Source organism: Ekhidna sp. (assembly GCF_965212185.1).
Classification (GTDB): Bacteria; Bacteroidota; Bacteroidia; order Cytophagales; family Cyclobacteriaceae; genus Ekhidna.
The window spans coordinates 2,690,232-2,707,210 of the sequence record NZ_OZ243102.1 but is presented as its reverse complement, the minus strand read 5'-3'; the positions used below and the strand labels follow the sequence as shown (position 1 = coordinate 2,707,210).

The following is a 16,979-nucleotide window of genomic DNA, read 5'->3' as shown; positions in this document are numbered from 1 at the left end:
ATAATACCTTTAGCACAATAATTTTTAGTTTAATCTTGTGAATTCTTAATTTTTTAACCAAAAACCTTTATTGAATATGCCTGAATTTAATGTCGGCGACAAAATGATTTACATTTTTCCAGTTCTACTACTTTTTATGGTGGTCGAATATTTTGTCGCTAAGCATGATTACGAGCTGAAAGATTCCTTAGCTGGGTTTGGGATAGCCCTTGGAGCAGCTTTCATTTCTTTTTTCTCCAAGGCTTTCACAGTAGCAGTAATATTCGCTGGGGTTTTCAATTTCTTTGAACCGCTCAGAGCTGAGTATCTAGGCTATACAACGATCGGTTGGGCGTGGTGGGCGTGGATTCTTGCAATCCTTGCGGACGATTTTAACTTTTATTGGCATCATAGATGGAGTCATACGGTGCGGTTGCTTTGGGCAGCTCATGTGCCTCACCACTCTTCCAAGAATTTCAACCTGGCTGTTAGTATCAGAAACGGTTGGTTCATCACATTCTACAAGCCAATATTTTGGTTATGGATGGCTGCCATTGGCTTTGAACCGATTATGATAGGTTCGGCTCTAATAGTTAATGCCACTTATCAATATTTTCTTCATACCAAACTAATTGGCTCTTTAGGTTTCTTTGGTAAGATTTTCAACAATCCTCATGTACATGCGGTACATCACTCGAGCAATATTGAATATTTAGATAAAAATCATGGAGGTATATTTTTGATTTGGGATCATTTGTTTGGCACATGGCAAAATACCATTAATGGAGTTGATCCGAAATATGGAATTTTGAATAGCCCTGATACGTATAATCCAATCAAGTTAAATACCCACATTTTCGTTGACATATTCAATGATGTAAAAAAAGCGAAAAGCTTTAAGGAGGCGTTCATGTACATTTTTGGCCCTCCGGGCTGGAGTCCCGATAATAGCTCGTTGACAGCAAAGCAAATTCAAGAGCTTTTCTATGCTGGAAAGATTGGGACTGATGCACAGTTTGAAGGGGTGAGTCTAACTGAAGATTCTGAAGAAAAAAGCGATACCAAAGCTGCTACTTCTTCAGCTGCGGCGTAGGTTCTACATTTGATTTGATATAAACATCACGTTGAGGGAATGGAATTTCTATTCCCTTTTCTTTGAACTTCTCAAAAATTGAAAAGTAAAGTTCTGTCTTTAGCCTTCTGGGTTTGTCAGTATGTGTTGAAGTCCAGACAGCCAACGTAAAGTTCAAAGAACTGTCACCGAACTCATCAAAGAACACGAAAGGTTCGGGATGCTTTAACACGTGAGTGTTTTCTTCTGCAACTTTTAAAAGGACCTTTTTTACCTCTGTAGGATCTTCCTTATAACTCACACCAACTGGAATGTCGAATCTGATATTACGATCATTATGGCTCCAATTGATAACTCGTGATGAAATAAACTCTGAGTTTGGAACAATGATTGAAACATTTTCATTGGTCAAAATAGTTGTTGCACGGACAGAAATATTTATTACATCTCCTTCAATATCACTCACGACAATTCGATCACCTACTTTAATTGGCTTCTCAAAAAGAATGATAATACCTGAAATAAAATTATCTGTAATGTTTTGAAGTCCAAACCCAATGCCTACACCTAATGCTCCAGCCAACAAGCTTAGGGAGCTCATATCAATTCCGGCACTTTGAATAATGAAAATCGCTCCAACAAAAATTAGCATGACCTTGGCCATCAAACCAATGGAATTTCGAGCACCTTGTTCCATGCCTGCTTTTGCAAGAATCTTGTCGACCAATAAATTTCTAAATCTCTTGGATAGCCAGATTAGAATAACAAAGCTCAATACGAAGTATAGGATTGTTCCCATACTTATCTCACTTTTTCCTAGGCTAAATAAAGTAGTGGTGAATATCTCACCAACATTGGTTAGAAAATCAAAAATGTTTTCCCAGATGGATTTTACAGACTCCATTATATTTTATTCGAATCAACTATGAATATAGAGAATTTTAATGGAAGCGATTTATTAAAATTTGACTCTGAGCATGGCCTTTAATTCCGATGAGGTGTTTCCTTCTGATTCTTCAAGACCGGACCCCACTGTATCTCTATCTCTGAATGAAAACTGTGCGTATCTAAGCCATAGTGAGATGTTCCTTATAGGATCATACCGAACCATAACATAGCTTCTAACACCGGAACCATTGTAAGCTGGAATAGAAAAAGCGTATAATACATCACTCTCATAGACATACTGTGCATTATCAAAATTGTCCGTATCGAATAGTGCCATTCGTGTATTGAATTTTAGCTTCCACCAAACAAAATTCACGTCTTGTATGATTGCGAATCCTTTAGTGAATTCTTCATCCTCATTTTGTGTACTGCTTTGCACCTTAGTCTTCAGCTTCAGCCATGGCTTCAATTCATAATCAACGTTGAATATGTAATTATACTTTACTTGATCTACCAGTTGATTTAGATTTTCATTGGAAATGGTGACTTGGCTGGTTTGCTGCCTTACCTGAGCATACAGTGTCACTTGCCTGGAAGGAAAATGTGAGTATCGTACCAGCCATTCATTACCTACAGAGGGTGCCTCTGTTTGATATTTGAGCCATGGAAATTTAAATCGGTCGTAGTACAGGTTAATTTTATGTCTTCGATTAGGTTTGATTGCCAACCCCCAATAAGTACCTCTTTCATTGATATTTCTTGAATTTTCTGAAAATGCATTACCATAAAATGAATGAAAATTTCGATCATAATTTCTAAATACCATGGCCATATCAATGGTGCGGGAAAGGCTGGCAACCCATCCACCCACAGCTCCTATTCCACCACTTTTTGATCTTGCCCCTTCTGAGAAAATGGTAAAGTTTTGCCAGGTGTAGTTAGCATAAAGAGAAGTGATATAATTATGATCACCTTTAAATTCAAACTGATTGTAGTTGTTGGGTTTCCGCTGAAGAGGTCTACTGTATTGGCTATTGAGTCCGGAAATACCTACTGTCAACTTCCGATGCGGACGATATTGAATTACTGCACCAATTGACTCCTCTTGAATACGATCTTTTGAAGCTAATTCAGATGGCGTGCGATGAAAACCTGTATTTTGAATAGAGTTTACAAACTCTTCAAAATCAGAAAAGGTGGTATCTGATTGTACATTTCCATCTTGATCCAGCTTGGAATAAAAGGCGGTGAACTCAACGTTACCTACAGATTTGGTGAGACCAATACCTCTAAAAAAACCGGACTCTAAAACTGAAGTATAGGGTCGTAATCCTAGGCTATTTCTTTTGGTAGTATTTACCGTTTCTGCACCTTTTCCAGCATTAAACCCAGCACCAAACACAATGCCCTGACCTACTTGCGCTTGAAAATCTCCCAACATGATCTTATTAAAACCATATTTATTTTCAAGAAGAAGGTGGTATGAGTGAAAATCAAATCCGTTTTGTTTTTCATTGAAACTAAATGCCTCACCATTATCTTTTTCGAATGTGAACCCCAGACTGAAGTCATTTCTATGGCTTGTTCTAAAGCGTCCATAAATTTTATTGGGAGAGCCCGCATACCGTGAAGGGGGTGATGTCAATGTATCGACAATGTTATCATTCTCATCACGTACGAAAGTCGTATCAATTGGTAAGGCAGGCGTATAACCTTTTTGCTCCTCCAGTCTTCGTGAATTCCTTAGTAAGAAATAGTTGTTTTCTTCGTTGAGTATTCTTTTTAACAGTGGCCTGTTGTCATTGAGTGATTCCTCAACAGTGACAAATGGAAGCATCAACCGAATGGTTTCTAAATCCATTGCTGGAATAGCCTGGAGTTCATTGATTGAGAGAAAATCGCCCAACTGATCTCGATAAATAAAAAAATTGGAAAGCTGGGCAGGATTTAGAATGTATAGTGAGGCAAGTTCACTCGGCTCAACTGTATTTAGGTTGAGCTTATTGCTGTAATAGAGCAGTAAAGATTCATAAATGTCTTCATACGTAATATCTTCATCTTGTATCTGAAATAATCGTTCAGCAAATGCTTCAAGATCAATTTCCTCATTTTGAGCAAACCCATGCAGACTAAAAGAAATGAGTGCTATGGAAAGCCATTTTCTCATTTCTTGAAGTTGTAGGAGACTGATAGTTCATGGATACTGCCCAGCCTGGAGTCATTGGAGAATCCATAATCGAACTTCAGGGACTTAGGATGGAAACCTAATCCAAAGGCACCCATAAATGGTTTTGTGCTTATTCCGGTCCGTAGAAAAACCTTGTCAACTATCTGATATTCTATTCCCGCCCTAAAAACCTCATCAAACTCCAAATCTTTTTCCACTTCTACATTAAAAATCAGTTCATCTGATGGTAGGTATGACATACCTGCTTTCATTACTGTAGGAGCCTTTTCGCCGGTTTCATTGCTTATTTCTGCCTGATTGAGATTAAAAATGTGTGCTCCAAAACGAAGCTGGGAAGTGATTTCTGCAATACCGCCAAATTGGATTGCCAATGCGCGATTAGTGCCTACAGTAGAAATGTTGTATTGAAGGAGATCAATACCGATACCCAAGCTGACCATTTGAATTTTGTTACCAAATGCAAGGTGGAGACGCTGCTCACTATACAAATCATCTCCAAATTTGTAGAAGCCAATACCCGCATTTCCGATTCCACTTGCATAAACAGCACCAGCTCCTACCACCTGAAATTCGGTTACTCCATATCGATTCTGGTAAGCAGCAAAAGCAGCATGATTTTCAAATCTACCAAGTCCTCCAATATTGTTAAAAAGGCTGTATTCATCTCCCAAAGTAAGAGATGCTCCTGCCATTCCTGCGCTTCGACCACCAAGATTGAAGGAGTTAGTCTGCCCAAACGAAATTGTCCATATGGAAATTAATAGTAATGAGGCTAGGAGCTTCATGTATGCAAAGTATCAATTTGGATCGTTTAAATCAATAATTGTAAATTAAGTAGCAATGAAGATGTTAATCTCAATAATGTTCTTTTCATTATTTCTGATTGCGGAAGCACAGGACACTGTTTTTTATAATGATGGCGAAATTAAAGCCATTGGAATGCTGGATGGAGAGAGCAAGAGTGGAATTTGGGAATATTACTATCCCAACCAAAAATTAAACGCATTGCTCATGTATCAGAATGATCAACTGAATGGGATTCAGAAATACTATTCATTTGATGGAAAACTTATTGCTAGAGAAAACTATCAAAATGGTTTGTTAGAAGATTCTGCTGCTTATTTCTATCCATCCGGTCAGCTTGAAAAACTAGGAAAATATGAAAATGGACTCTATGAAGGAAAATGGATTTTTTTCTATGAAAATGGAAATCTTAAACGGATTGGAATCTATGCTGATGGAAAACCAGACGGTCAATGGGAATTTTACTTTGAAAATGGTCAACTAAATCAGAAAGGAATGTTGAAAGATGGTCTCGAGCATGCTTTATGGGTTTACTACGATGAGGAGGGCAACCTTCTTTATGAAGGCAGCTGGAAATTGGGAGAAAAAACTGGCCAATGGTATTTCTTCAAGAACGGTAAAAAGAAAAAGTGGAAGAATTTTAATTGACTATTCCTCCAGGGCCCTAACTCGTTCTTTCAAAGGAGGATGTGAATAGTGAACAAAAACATACGCCGGATGCGGAGTAAGGTTAGATAAGTGATCAGCTGACATTTTCTTTAAACCAGTAATTAGAGGCGTGCCATCATAGGTTTCCTTAGCATATGCATCAGCTTCAAATTCATTTTTACGTGAGATTATATTACCAACGATTCCTAAAATGGTTGAAATAGGGGAGTAGAGAATAAAGAATGCTAATAGATTTAAATGCAAGGCTGAGGTTTGGCCGCCCATGGCCCAGCTTACTTCTCCACTATAGGCCATTCTTGAAAACAGAAAAAGCATGAATCCCATAAGAGCTATGCTGAAGATCGTACTTAAAAGAATATGTTTTTTCTTAAAATGTCCAACCTCATGTGCAAAAACAGCTGTTAGCTCTTGTGTGGAGTGTTTTTCGACAAGCGTATCAAAAAGCACTACTTTTTTCTTTTTACCTAGCCCGCTAAAAAAAGCATTCCCTTTACTCGAACGCTTAGAGCCGTCCATGATAAAGATATTTTTAAGAGGGAATTTAACCTTTTCACAATATGCTTCTATCGAAGACTTTAATTCACCATCAGACATGGGAGTAAGCTTATTGAAAAGTGGAAGGATAAGAGAGGTATAAAACAGGTTAGCAAATAATACAAAAGCTGTCATCACTGCCCAGAAATAGTACCAAAAATCGCTTCCTATAGCGTTTACAAAATAAATGAGTAGTGCAAGCAAAAGCCCACCAATGATAATGGTAAGGATATATCCTTTGATTTTATCTAAAATAAATGTCTTTGCAGTCATCTTATTAAATCCATATTTCTCTTCGATTACAAAGTTACGATAGATCGAAAAAGGCATACTGATAACATCAGAAATGATGAATAGAATACCGAAGAAAATAAGTGGTGAAAGTAAGCTTAATGGAGAAAATGTTCGGATCCATTGATCCAGCATGCCAAACCATCCATTATAAATTGCAAGAACCAAAAGAACGAAGCTAAAGGTCGCTGAGAAAGTACTGAATTGAGAAACTTCGCGATTGTAAGCCTGAGACTTAGCGTACTTTTCCTGATCATAAATACCCTCTAACTCTTTTGGAATAGGTTTTTGAGCACTTTTTCTATTTAAGAAGCTAAGTATTCGCTCTAATGAAAAGTCGAAAGTAATAATTATAAGTAGTATCGTAAAGATGGTTTGTTCGGTCATGTAGGCAAATTTAGTGTGACTGTGTCACCTAAAAAATGAATGGAATTGGGCATTTAAGTCTCCTTACATCTGCCGCTGGCTTTAGTGGATCACCTAAGCTAAAAGAGTAAGCAATGCTGATCTCATGAGCACCACCAGTGCCAATACCCAGATCTGAGATTGTATAGTCGAAGCTATATCCAAAAGTTGCTCGGTTTGATTGCATGCCGATCATGAAAATAATCGCTTCATTGTTTACTACTCCATCGGTGTTTTTAATAGGTATTCCTCGATACCATAGCCCCACTAAAATAGGATCTAAGGTGAAATATGCGCCGAGATCTAATTGATCAAAATCTCCTTGTGTTCGGTAGTTGAAACTTGGTGTGATGGATCGTTCACCCAAGTCTGTTCTTGTAGTAAGTGGATTTAGTGGGATTCGGTAACCGCCGTGTATTGAAAATCTTTTTGGCAAAGGCGCATTCCCGCCTGCAATACTTTGATTGGGCTCTAACACGTGATGAAGTGCACCTCCTAACCATAATGATGGGTTGTAAAGAACACCTCCAAATGATAGATCGAAAAATTGGGCATTCAAACCAGTATTAAAAACTTCTCCGGTTGTTGGTCTTACCTGTCCCGTATTATCAAACTGATCACCAAAAGTCAGTTTATCAAAATTCAGGTCTCGGATATAATATGCGGCCTGAACTCCAGGCCGAAATGTCCACTTATAATTTAGCTGTAGCTGATAGGCATATTGAAGACCAATAGAGGTCGAATTAAGACCTGCAATTCCTTCTTGATCTCTTGTGAATATGATTCCGGCACTGCTATAATAGTCCTCGAAATGATAGTCAAAATATGCAGAGAAGGTTTCAAAGTTTGCATCCAGATTGGGCCATTGTGAACGGTAGTTTATTCCCATTCGGCCTTTTTGATTGATCCCAACTAAGCCTGGATTTAGATATAAAGGTGCAGCATAATATTGCGAAAACTGAGGGTCTTGAGCCTGCAAAGTGTTTTCTTGAAAGAGAGCAAAAACGAATGTTACTAGTAAAATAACCTTCCTGACCATTGAAAAACGTTGATTATAAATCGAAGAGCAAATTATACAATAAATACAAATAGACTTAAGTTTTGTTGAGTTTACTACGTAATGTAACGGTTGCCATGACGTTGGTATTTTGGAGTACTTGGATATTACATGATTTAATTCTTTTACATAATGTTCAAGAGTCTCCACATTGTTGTTGAATATATCCTGATTTAATTTGGGTTAAACGTATTTTTACAAAGTGTTGTGTATGAACAAGGACATCTTTATGATTCAATTCCCCTACAGGTCTTCTATAAGCAGATTCACCTTCTTTGTTCTCTTATTTTCTATTTCATCAGTGCTTGTCGCACAAAATGCTACTGAAACAAGATGGTATTTTGGTAACTCATCAGAAAATCTTGTTTTTGATCAAAATGGGAGGGATGTTTTTCTTCAAACCGATCAATCTACACCTTTTGGTAATGCGGGCGCGGTTACAATTACTGATCAATTTACCGGTAACTTACTTTTCTACTCTGATGGAGTAAATGTTTATGATGCATCACATACTATTGTCCCAAGCGGAGCTGGGCTTTCAGGTGCTTCAAACATAAACGTTCCTGCTGTATCATGCCCAGTTACAAACAGTCCAGGACAATATTACATTTTCACAAATTCTGGTTCTGGTGGCGTTAATGAAATTCGATACAGCATTGTTGATGCTACGGTTCAAGGGAATGGATCTGCACAATTTCCATATGGTGATGTCATTTCATCGGATATAGCAACTGGCCTTGTCAATCCATCAGAGGGCATGTTAATAGTACCAGCTGGAGATGGCGAACTTTTCTGGCTGATTTCTCAAAACCGAACCACATTTGAAATTCAAGTAACCCAGATTGATGCAAGTGGTGTTGGAGCTACTCTGAATTATGATTTCACTAATGGAACCACTCCTGGATTTGAAGCAGCACACTTTGCTTTCAATAGCGATTCTTTGCAATTAGTTATGGCACCAAAAAGTGCGAACAGGAACATATGGCTAATGGACTTTGATCCTGCTACGGGGGTAGTCAGCTTTGATCGAACATTAACTGGCACAGGATTCAACGACGATGTAGGTCAATCTATATACGATATCGAATGGTCCCCTGATGGTTCTAAAATTTATTTCTCAAGATATGGAAGTAGCGGTACTACCGGGCAGTTATATCAATTAGATTTTAATGACACCACTGCTTCTGTTAACCCGGTTTTACCCGCTCCAATATTTAGAAGTCTTGGACTAAAGCTTGCTCCTGACAACCGGATTTATCATTTATATCAATCAACCAATGGTGCACCCTTTAATTTGGGAAGAATTAATCGTCCGGATAGTGTGGCGGATTCTGTTCAATACCAAACCATGGTATTTCCTGATGATTTTAATGCACAGCAATTCTCAGAACATACACCGGCCTATAATTTCGTTTTTGATACGCTCAACTTCTATTGGATTGATAGCTGCGAAACAAACATTACCAAATTTTTTCCTATTGTAGAGCCGGTACCGCATAGTTTGACTTGGGAGCTTGAACCTGGAGTGGTTTCCAATAATTGGATCGCTTTTCATGAATATGCCGCTGCTGGTCCATATAATGTTAGACTAACGGCAGAAATTAATGGGATTACTCAATCGCTGGTCCAACCGGTTGAGATTTTGGCAAACGACCTAATGGTTGATCTTGGCGCTGACACTACTATATGCGTAGATGAAGTACTCCAGCTTGATGCAGGAGCTGGGCTGTCCTTTGTTTGGAATACGGGAGAAGTATCACAAACCATAGAAGTCGATACTGCTGGTACTTTTTGGGTGGAGGTAACAAGCGCCACTGGTTGTACGGGATTCGATGATATTGAAGTAACAGAATATGGGGTCGCAAATCAAACCTCCAATCAATGGTATTTTGGAGAGCAAGCTGGCATTGAATTCACCAATGGACCAATCGCCATTTTGGATGGAAATCAACAAGATGCGCTGGAAGGATGTGCTACTATATCGGATGTAAATGGTGACTTGCTTTTTTATACCAATGGGTCTACCGTCTGGAACTGGGAGCATGATGTCATGTTAAATGGAGATTCGATTGGAGGAGACAGAGCTTCAGCTCAAAACTCCATCATCATGCCATTTGCTGATGACGAAACCATGTTTTACATCTTTACCACAGAACGTGTTTATGGAGATAATGAATATGCATTGAAGTATTCCATTGTGGATATGAAGGAAGCAGCAGCCAGAGGCAAGGTGATTGTAAAGAATGTAAAACTGATGGATAATAGCACTGAGCGAATTACAGGATCTGGTTTCACGGGAGATGACTTAATTGTTGCTCACGAATTTGGGAATAATATCTTCAGATCATTTCAGACAAGTGCTACTGGATTAAGTGGAGCCATTTTTTCTCCGGTAGGGGAAGTCCATGACTTTATGCAGGAATTGAGTGCTACAGGTTATATGAAGATTTCACCTTCTTTGAATCAGATAGCTATAAATATCCCAGGTACTAATCAAGTTGAAATATTGGATATCGATCAAGGCGAAATCTCTAACCCTCGATTGATTGATACGGGTGAAAGTGACCTATATGGTATGGAGTTTTCACCTGGTGGATTAAGGCTGTTTTTAACCACATCATCTGCAACGTCTAAATTGATTCAATATGATCTGGATAGCTTGAATTCTGCGGATCCGGCTACTGACATTTCAAATACAAAGTTTGATGGATACACTCAAGGTGTTGATTATGGAGCACTACAATTGGGCCCTGATGGAGTTATCTATATGGCAGTGGATAATTCATCAACTATCGGTACCATAAGTTCACCGGAAAATAATGACGCCTCAGCTTCCTTCGATAATGCAGGTTTTGATTTAGCTGGTAGAATAAGCAGGTTAGGGCTTCCAAACTTTGCTCAGACAAATACACCTCCGATACAGGAACCAAGTATGATGGTAACTGCTGGATGTGCAGGTCAGCAATCAAATTTTACAGCAGTTGGGAGGGATCCGAATAATTCGATAGAGAGTTATTTATGGATATTTGGTGATGGAACGAGTGCTGTTGTACAAGATACAACGCATACTTATAGTACTCCGGGAACTTATACGGTACAGCTTGTTTTGAGTAATAGGTGTGATACCGACACCACTCTAACGCAAACAATTACCGTTAATAATTTGCCGGAAAGACCAACTGTTCCGACTGATACGGCCATTTGTGATCAATCAATTGTTTTAACTGCCTGGCCCGTTGATAACCCCGATTTCTCTTATTATTGGAGTACTGGAGAAAGCACACGAGAAATTACGGTCTCAGATCCTGCAGTCATTGATGTGGCCATAATTAATACCCTGACCGGGTGTACCTCCGACACTTTGCAAGTATTTCTTGCTGATGCGAGACCTACTGTTGATCTTGGAGGGGATCGCTTGATTTGTCAAAATGATCCAACGATTACCTTGGATTCACAGGTTGCTCGTGGCACGTACTCATGGGCAATTGATGGTGTTGTATTGGGCAATAACCGGACATTTGATGTTGATACAACTACGGCCGGAGTTTTTGAATATACAGTGGCGGTAACTAATTCTTTTGGGTGTACTGGACGAGATACCATTCAAGTGACTGTTCAGGAAGCTCCGGACATTACCACTACACCTGGAACAACGACAGGGTGTGGTAACAATGATGGAACTCTTGATATCACCTTCAATGCTGCCGGTAGCTATTCATACCAATTAAGCGGACCATCAACTTTTGGTCCTGCAAATTTCGACGGACCTGGTAATGCCCCAACGATTACATCATTAACTCCGGGAAATCATAGTCTTACCGTTACTAATCTGGTAACGGGATGTAATTATTTAGAGATTCTTCAAATAGAAGATCCGGGTAGTTTCAATATGACGGTTACCAATAATGGTAATTGTGATGGATCGGTGGAGCTGACAATTTCAGGAACAACTCCAACATTGCCAGCTAGCTATAATTATGAAGTTCAAGATGAAGCTGGCACCATCGTTTCTAGTGGGTCCGATAGTGTTGACCCATTGGTAATTCCAGGCTTAAATACGGGTACGCTATCTGTACAGATAACTGATAACAACGCTCCTGGCTGTATCGAAACAGAGCAAATAACAATAAACCCTGGACCTGAACCTGCATTTACATTTGATGCTATTCAAGAAATTTGTGCCGCATCGGGTCAAGTTGGTGTGTCAGATGGAGGAACTGCGGGAGTGACTTACGCTTGGTCAACAACTGATGGGAATATTACAAGTACCATGAACGATTCAATTACCGTTGATCAATCAGGGACTTATACAGTTGTAGCATCAGCACCTGGATTTTGTGACAGAAGTGAGGACATTCAAGTAAATGTTAATACCCCACCAAGTGTAAGCGTTACAGTAGATGGTGATCCCTGTGAAGGACAATTGAATCTTATAGCGAATGTGACAGGGGGTAGCGGCACGTATATCTTCAATTGGAATGATGGCAGCCAGGCGATGCAAAATACGGTAACAAACTCCGGTACTTATAATGTCACCGTATTCGATCAGCTTACCGGATGTGAGGTTACGTCTGGTGATACTGACGTGACTATCGAACCAGAGTTTACACTTACACTAACTACGGACTGTGATAATAATGGAAATGTACTGTTGATTGCTACTACCAACTACTATAATCCTACAATTACATATGAATGGCAAGATCAGAATGGGACCCCTTTAGCCGATTCTGATTCTATTGTAACAATTAGTCAGTCTGGAAGGTACACAGTTATTGCTACCAATGAGACTGGGACATGCATGGCAAGTGAATCCCTTGATATAGCAGTCGTGCCAATCAATCCTGAAGATTTGCTTCTTCCGGAAAGAGCCTCTTTTTGTCCAGGCAATCCGGACAATTTAACTGCAGATTTAGATCCTGGAATTTTCAATACATATGAGTGGAGATTATTCCCAGATCCGACTATCATCTCGACAGATCCCGTTTTATCGGTTACTACCGTTGGCACTTACGAGGTAACTCTTTATAATGGATTTACTTGCATTACCGATCGGGTAGAGGTAGTCCAGGACTGCCGTCCGGTGATATTTGCTCCAAATGCATTTTCTCCTAATGGAAATGGAGTGAATGATGAGTTTTTTGTCTTTCCCAATGATTATGTAGAGGAATTTGAAATTCTGATTTATTCCCGATGGGGAGAATTAGTATTTACATCTAATAATCAGGATTTCAGGTGGAATGGGATCTACAGAGGTGCTTTATTGCCGCCTGGAACATATGCTTATGTAATTAATTTCTCTAGTTCATTAGCACCGGATTTAGGAACTATCGAACAATATGGATCCGTTACGCTTATTAGATAGATGGGTTATTTTGAAGAAATATATACACGTCTTTTTAGCAAAACTGAGGATTCTCAGAAAACTGTCCATGAAAATGAGCTGATTAAAAGGAGTCAATCATTTATTGATCAATTCGAAACTTGGAAAAGCTCTAAATACACTTCTGACTTGCTGGACGAACTTTGGCAATCCTATTACTGGGGCAAACAGGGAGTTGATAAAGATCCACAAATGGTCATATTGGAATCCACCTATAGTAATGGAATTTCGATTGATTATGAGTCGAAATTTAACAAAAATGATTTTCAATATCTTTTCGATTTCCTGGCAGAGCAGGTTAAGAAATTAGATTATCGGCTAGTAGTAAGCAGGCGGACACTAACAGAAAGTGATGATAGATTTAAATCCATCGAGATGCATTATCTTAAGCCTAAGACAGGATTTGTTGAACCAGTCGATCAGAAGTTCGGCAATGTACAAATAGAGTACATTGAAGAAAATAATGAACCAATACGAATCAAACTGATTGCAAATTCGTATCCTGACAGAAAGTACAAAAGAGCTGATAGTTTTGAGAAACTAGCTCAGCACATTTTTTCAAATAAATAATTAGAACATGAAAATAATTACTCTATTCACAATATTGTTAGCTGGATCTTTTCAATCCGCTGATGCTCAATTGTTACCGACAAAACTTCGTATTACGGTCATTGATGGTTTAGGAAATTTTGTAGAGGGTGCAAGTGTTTCTATTTACGACAATGAGGCTGATTATCTCGCAAGCGAAAACCCTATTGCCACATTAAAAACTGATAAAAAAGGAAGAGTGACTTTTAAAGATGTAAAACCGATCTCATATTTTATAGAAGCTAAGTTTGAGGATAAAAACAACAATGGTGAGGGTGTAAAGACAGCTGAGTTGGCGGAAGGTCGTCTAAATAAAGTCAACACTGTAATAGAATAAATTGAAACGTCTGCTCTGGGTACTGTTTTTAGCCTCGATCGGAGGCGAAAGAGTAAAATCTACATTTGAATATTCCATCCATATTATTGAATCTCCTTCTGAAATAGTCGGAAAGGAAGATTTGATGGGCAGGGTTGAGTATTTACAATTGCTTGCCAGAGATCCAGAAACTGGCACTATTCCGAATAATATCCATCAGACGGAGTTAATTTTTGAACGACAGCTAGCAGCTAACACCTCGAATCTTAGAACACAACAATTATCAATACAGTCATTAGGTCCAAATAATGTAGGAGGGAGGACACGAGCAGTTGCTTTTGATAGTAGAGATGAAAATATCATCATTGCTGGAGGTGTTAGTGGAGGGATATGGAAGAGTATAGATGGTGGATTAAGTTGGGTTAAAAAATCAAATCCGGAGAATCGTAATAGCGTAACCTGCCTTGTCCAGGATACACGTCCTGGAAGAGAGGATACCTGGTATCATGGAACAGGTGAAATTGTTGGAAACTCTGCAGGTGGAGGAGCGGCACCATTCAGAGGGAATGGAATTTATAAATCCATTGACAATGGAGAGTCATGGGAGCCATTGGTTTCTACACAAAATACTACTCCTAATTTCTTCTTTAGCCCGTTTCAATACATTTGGAATATTGAAATTAATCCTACCAATCTGGATGAGGATGAAATTATTGTAGCCGCTTTCGGAGGGATACTTAGGTCTACGGATGGTGGTGATAATTGGGAAGTGATGCTGGGCAGGGACTTGTTATCTGGTGATACAATTGATCTTAATCGAGCCAATGCATCTTATTATACTTCATTGGAACGCTCAGAAAATAATGTATTCTATGCAGGGCTGTCAACGGAAACACCAATCGGAGATACATTAGAAATACCACCACCGGATGCTGGTATATTTTACTCTTTAAGCGGTCAGGATTGGACAGAAATAACACCAGCAACTTCTGAATCAAGATACCGAAGGATTGCTATTGGGTCTAGTCCATCTGATCCTGACATTACCTATTTCATGATTGATTCCAGTCCCATACTTATTCTGGAGCACAAACTTTCATTGATGGATGATCCACAGCGCATATTTGGATTTGATCCATCTCCGCGAGTAATACCAGACGTTGATGAAAATCTTGGTGTTTTGAATACTCAAGGGTCATATAACATGATGATTAGCGTTCATCCAGAAGATCCAAACATTGTCTTTGTAGGAGGAACAAACTTATTTCGATCTACCGACGCTTTTCGAACCAAAGAAAGCATTGATTGGGTCGGAGGATATCATCCGGAAGGAGGGTCAGGTGAATATCCTAATCATCATCCGGATCAACACGATCTACTTTTTTTGCCGAGTGATCCCAATGTTGCAATTTCTGCAAATGATGGGGGATTACGAATTACAGATGATATAGTATCAGATTCTGTTTTATGGGAAAGTAGGAACAATGGATTTGTTACCTCTCAGTTTTTTACTATCGCTCAATCTAAAAACAGAGGAGAATCCACTGTTATTGGTGGAATGCAAGACAATGGAACAGACATAAGTTCTGGTGGATTAAGCTGGAATGGTGTTATTGGTGGTGATGGGAGCTATGTAGCTACCACGAACGACAATCTATTGTGGTTCACCTCATTTCAAAGAGGTCAAACGTTAAGACTTACTTTTAATGATTCAAATGGAATCACCTCCTTTGCACGTGTTGATCCGGGAAGCCTGGTTGCTCAAGAGGGATCCTTGTATTTATTTATCAACCCATATGTTTTAGATCCGCTTAATCAGAACAGGATGTTTTTTGCAGGGGGTAATCATTTGTATTACCATCCCAATGTTTCTCAGATCCCTGGAGGGTCACAAACGCCTACTAGTCTTGGATGGAAAAAGGTTCATAATCTTTCCTTATCAAATGGATTAGTCAGTGCTGTAGAAATTTCTAATGATGGAGATAAAGTGTATTTTGGTTCGAGTGATGGGAAATTATTTCGCTTGAACAATGCGCAAACTGAGATTGAGTTTCAAGTTACCTCTATCACCTCCAGCATTTTTCCAGAGGCTGGTTATGTATCATCCATTGCTGTAGATCCGGATGACAATGAACACGTAGTGGTTGTATTTTCTAATTACAATGTGCCATCTATTTTTGAAAGTCATGATGGGGGAGCTTCCTTTGATGATATCAGTGGCAATCTGGAAGAAAACCCTGATGGTACAGGAAGTGGGCCGAGTATTCGTTGGATCGAGATTATTCCTAAATCTAACAGTGACTTATTTTTAGCGGGTACCAGCGTGGGATTATATTCTACTGAAAGTACTTCTGGAAATGGAACACTCTGGGTGAAGGAATCTCCAGATGAAATTGGAAGCGCTATAATTACCATGATGGATTACCGACCAGTTGATGGCCGATTAGTGATAGCAACTCATGGAAATGGCGTATTTGAAACTCAGATACCAGATTTTAAGCCATTGACTTTTGAAAGTCAAGGACAATCATTTGAAGTTCTCTCATCATATCCAAATCCATTCGCAAGGGACACTCAGATTGAGTATTCAATACCTGAAGCAGGAAACGTTCGAATTGATATCCTAACAGCTGGTGGAGAACTGATCAACACCATTCTTTGGGGACCTCAGTTTGCAGGTAAAAATTCAGTAGTATGGGATGGTACAACTCCGTCAGGCATTTCACTTGCCAACGGAATATACCTGTATCGAATTAGTTACAATGGACAGCAAAAGTCAGGTAGGGTAATCCTAAGACGTTAGCG

11 protein-coding genes are annotated in these 16,979 nt (G+C 39.1%); 6 read left to right on the top strand and 5 right to left on the bottom strand.

All coding sequences use genetic code 11. The features are described from left to right. The first annotated feature begins 76 nt into the window (after window positions 1-76). A complete protein-coding gene (locus ACOMC3_RS11520; RefSeq protein ID WP_420316037.1) occupies window positions 77-1,072 on the top strand; it encodes a sterol desaturase family protein in 996 nt (331 codons plus the stop codon). On the opposite strand, the gene ACOMC3_RS11515 is transcribed toward ACOMC3_RS11520, so the two are convergent. The 3 genes from ACOMC3_RS11515 to ACOMC3_RS11505 are packed head-to-tail and all read right to left on the bottom strand — an operon-like array spanning window position 1,050 to window position 4,912. Further along, entirely contained in the window at window positions 1,050-1,955 is a 906-nt protein-coding gene (locus ACOMC3_RS11515) for a mechanosensitive ion channel family protein (protein ID WP_420316036.1), read from the bottom strand. The genes ACOMC3_RS11520 and ACOMC3_RS11515 overlap by 23 nt on opposite strands. Before the next feature lie 54 nt (window positions 1,956-2,009). Further along, complete coding sequence (locus ACOMC3_RS11510) at window positions 2,010-4,106, bottom strand: ComEA family DNA-binding protein (protein ID WP_420316035.1); 2,097 nt, start codon at window positions 4,104-4,106, stop codon at window positions 2,010-2,012. Continuing rightward, a complete protein-coding gene (locus ACOMC3_RS11505; RefSeq protein WP_420316034.1) occupies window positions 4,103-4,912 on the bottom strand; it encodes a hypothetical protein in 810 nt (269 codons plus the stop codon). The genes ACOMC3_RS11510 and ACOMC3_RS11505 overlap by 4 nt, the downstream gene beginning before the upstream one ends. 55 nt (window positions 4,913-4,967) lie before the next feature. Here ACOMC3_RS11505 and ACOMC3_RS11500 point away from each other — a divergent pair, with 55 nt between their 5' ends. Further along, window positions 4,968-5,579 carry a toxin-antitoxin system YwqK family antitoxin gene (locus ACOMC3_RS11500; RefSeq protein ID WP_420316033.1) on the top strand — a complete coding sequence of 204 codons (612 nt, stop codon included), beginning with the start codon at window positions 4,968-4,970 and terminating at the stop codon, window positions 5,577-5,579. On the opposite strand, the gene ACOMC3_RS11495 is transcribed toward ACOMC3_RS11500, so the two are convergent. Both ACOMC3_RS11495 and ACOMC3_RS11490 read right to left on the bottom strand, forming a co-directional pair. After that, a complete protein-coding gene (locus ACOMC3_RS11495) occupies window positions 5,580-6,812 on the bottom strand; it encodes a M48 family metallopeptidase (RefSeq protein WP_420316032.1) in 1,233 nt (410 codons plus the stop codon). It abuts the gene before it with no gap. Window positions 6,813-6,840: 28 nt separating this feature from the next. Continuing rightward, on the bottom strand, window positions 6,841-7,869 hold the full coding sequence (locus ACOMC3_RS11490) for a type IX secretion system membrane protein PorP/SprF (protein ID WP_420316031.1): 1,029 nt from the start codon (window positions 7,867-7,869) through the stop codon (window positions 6,841-6,843). 229 nt (window positions 7,870-8,098) lie between these two features. Between ACOMC3_RS11490 and ACOMC3_RS11485 the strand changes: the two genes are divergently transcribed. Genes ACOMC3_RS11485 through ACOMC3_RS11470 form a run of 4 tightly spaced genes read left to right on the top strand, consistent with a single transcriptional unit; the run spans window position 8,099 to window position 16,977 of the window. Beyond that, window positions 8,099-13,252, top strand: a complete 5,154-nt coding sequence (locus tag ACOMC3_RS11485; protein ID WP_420316030.1) for a PKD domain-containing protein — start codon at window positions 8,099-8,101, stop codon at window positions 13,250-13,252. Continuing rightward, window positions 13,253-13,840, top strand: a complete 588-nt coding sequence (locus tag ACOMC3_RS11480; protein WP_420316029.1) for a hypothetical protein — start codon at window positions 13,253-13,255, stop codon at window positions 13,838-13,840. A 7-nt stretch (window positions 13,841-13,847) separates the two neighbouring features. Then, entirely contained in the window at window positions 13,848-14,195 is a 348-nt protein-coding gene (locus ACOMC3_RS11475; RefSeq protein WP_420316028.1) for a carboxypeptidase regulatory-like domain-containing protein, read from the top strand. A 1-nt stretch (window position 14,196) separates the two neighbouring features. Next, complete coding sequence (locus ACOMC3_RS11470) at window positions 14,197-16,977, top strand: FlgD immunoglobulin-like domain containing protein (RefSeq protein ID WP_420316027.1); 2,781 nt, start codon at window positions 14,197-14,199, stop codon at window positions 16,975-16,977. Window positions 16,978-16,979: the final 2 nt, after the last annotated feature.

Coding starts and splice junctions, on each gene's coding strand:
- ACOMC3_RS11490 (WP_420316031.1), bottom strand. CDS start 7,869: ATGGTCAGGAAGGTTATTTTACTAGTAACATTCGTTTTTGCTCTCTTT.
- ACOMC3_RS11475 (WP_420316028.1), top strand. CDS start 13,848: ATGAAAATAATTACTCTATTCACAATATTGTTAGCTGGATCTTTTCAA.
- ACOMC3_RS11480 (WP_420316029.1), top strand. CDS start 13,253: ATGGGTTATTTTGAAGAAATATATACACGTCTTTTTAGCAAAACTGAG.
- ACOMC3_RS11520 (WP_420316037.1), top strand. CDS start 77: ATGCCTGAATTTAATGTCGGCGACAAAATGATTTACATTTTTCCAGTT.
- ACOMC3_RS11495 (WP_420316032.1), bottom strand. CDS start 6,812: ATGACCGAACAAACCATCTTTACGATACTACTTATAATTATTACTTTC.
- ACOMC3_RS11515 (WP_420316036.1), bottom strand. CDS start 1,955: ATGGAGTCTGTAAAATCCATCTGGGAAAACATTTTTGATTTTCTAACC.
- ACOMC3_RS11505 (WP_420316034.1), bottom strand. CDS start 4,912: ATGAAGCTCCTAGCCTCATTACTATTAATTTCCATATGGACAATTTCG.
- ACOMC3_RS11510 (WP_420316035.1), bottom strand. CDS start 4,106: ATGAGAAAATGGCTTTCCATAGCACTCATTTCTTTTAGTCTGCATGGG.
- ACOMC3_RS11500 (WP_420316033.1), top strand. CDS start 4,968: ATGAAGATGTTAATCTCAATAATGTTCTTTTCATTATTTCTGATTGCG.
- ACOMC3_RS11485 (WP_420316030.1), top strand. CDS start 8,099: ATGAACAAGGACATCTTTATGATTCAATTCCCCTACAGGTCTTCTATA.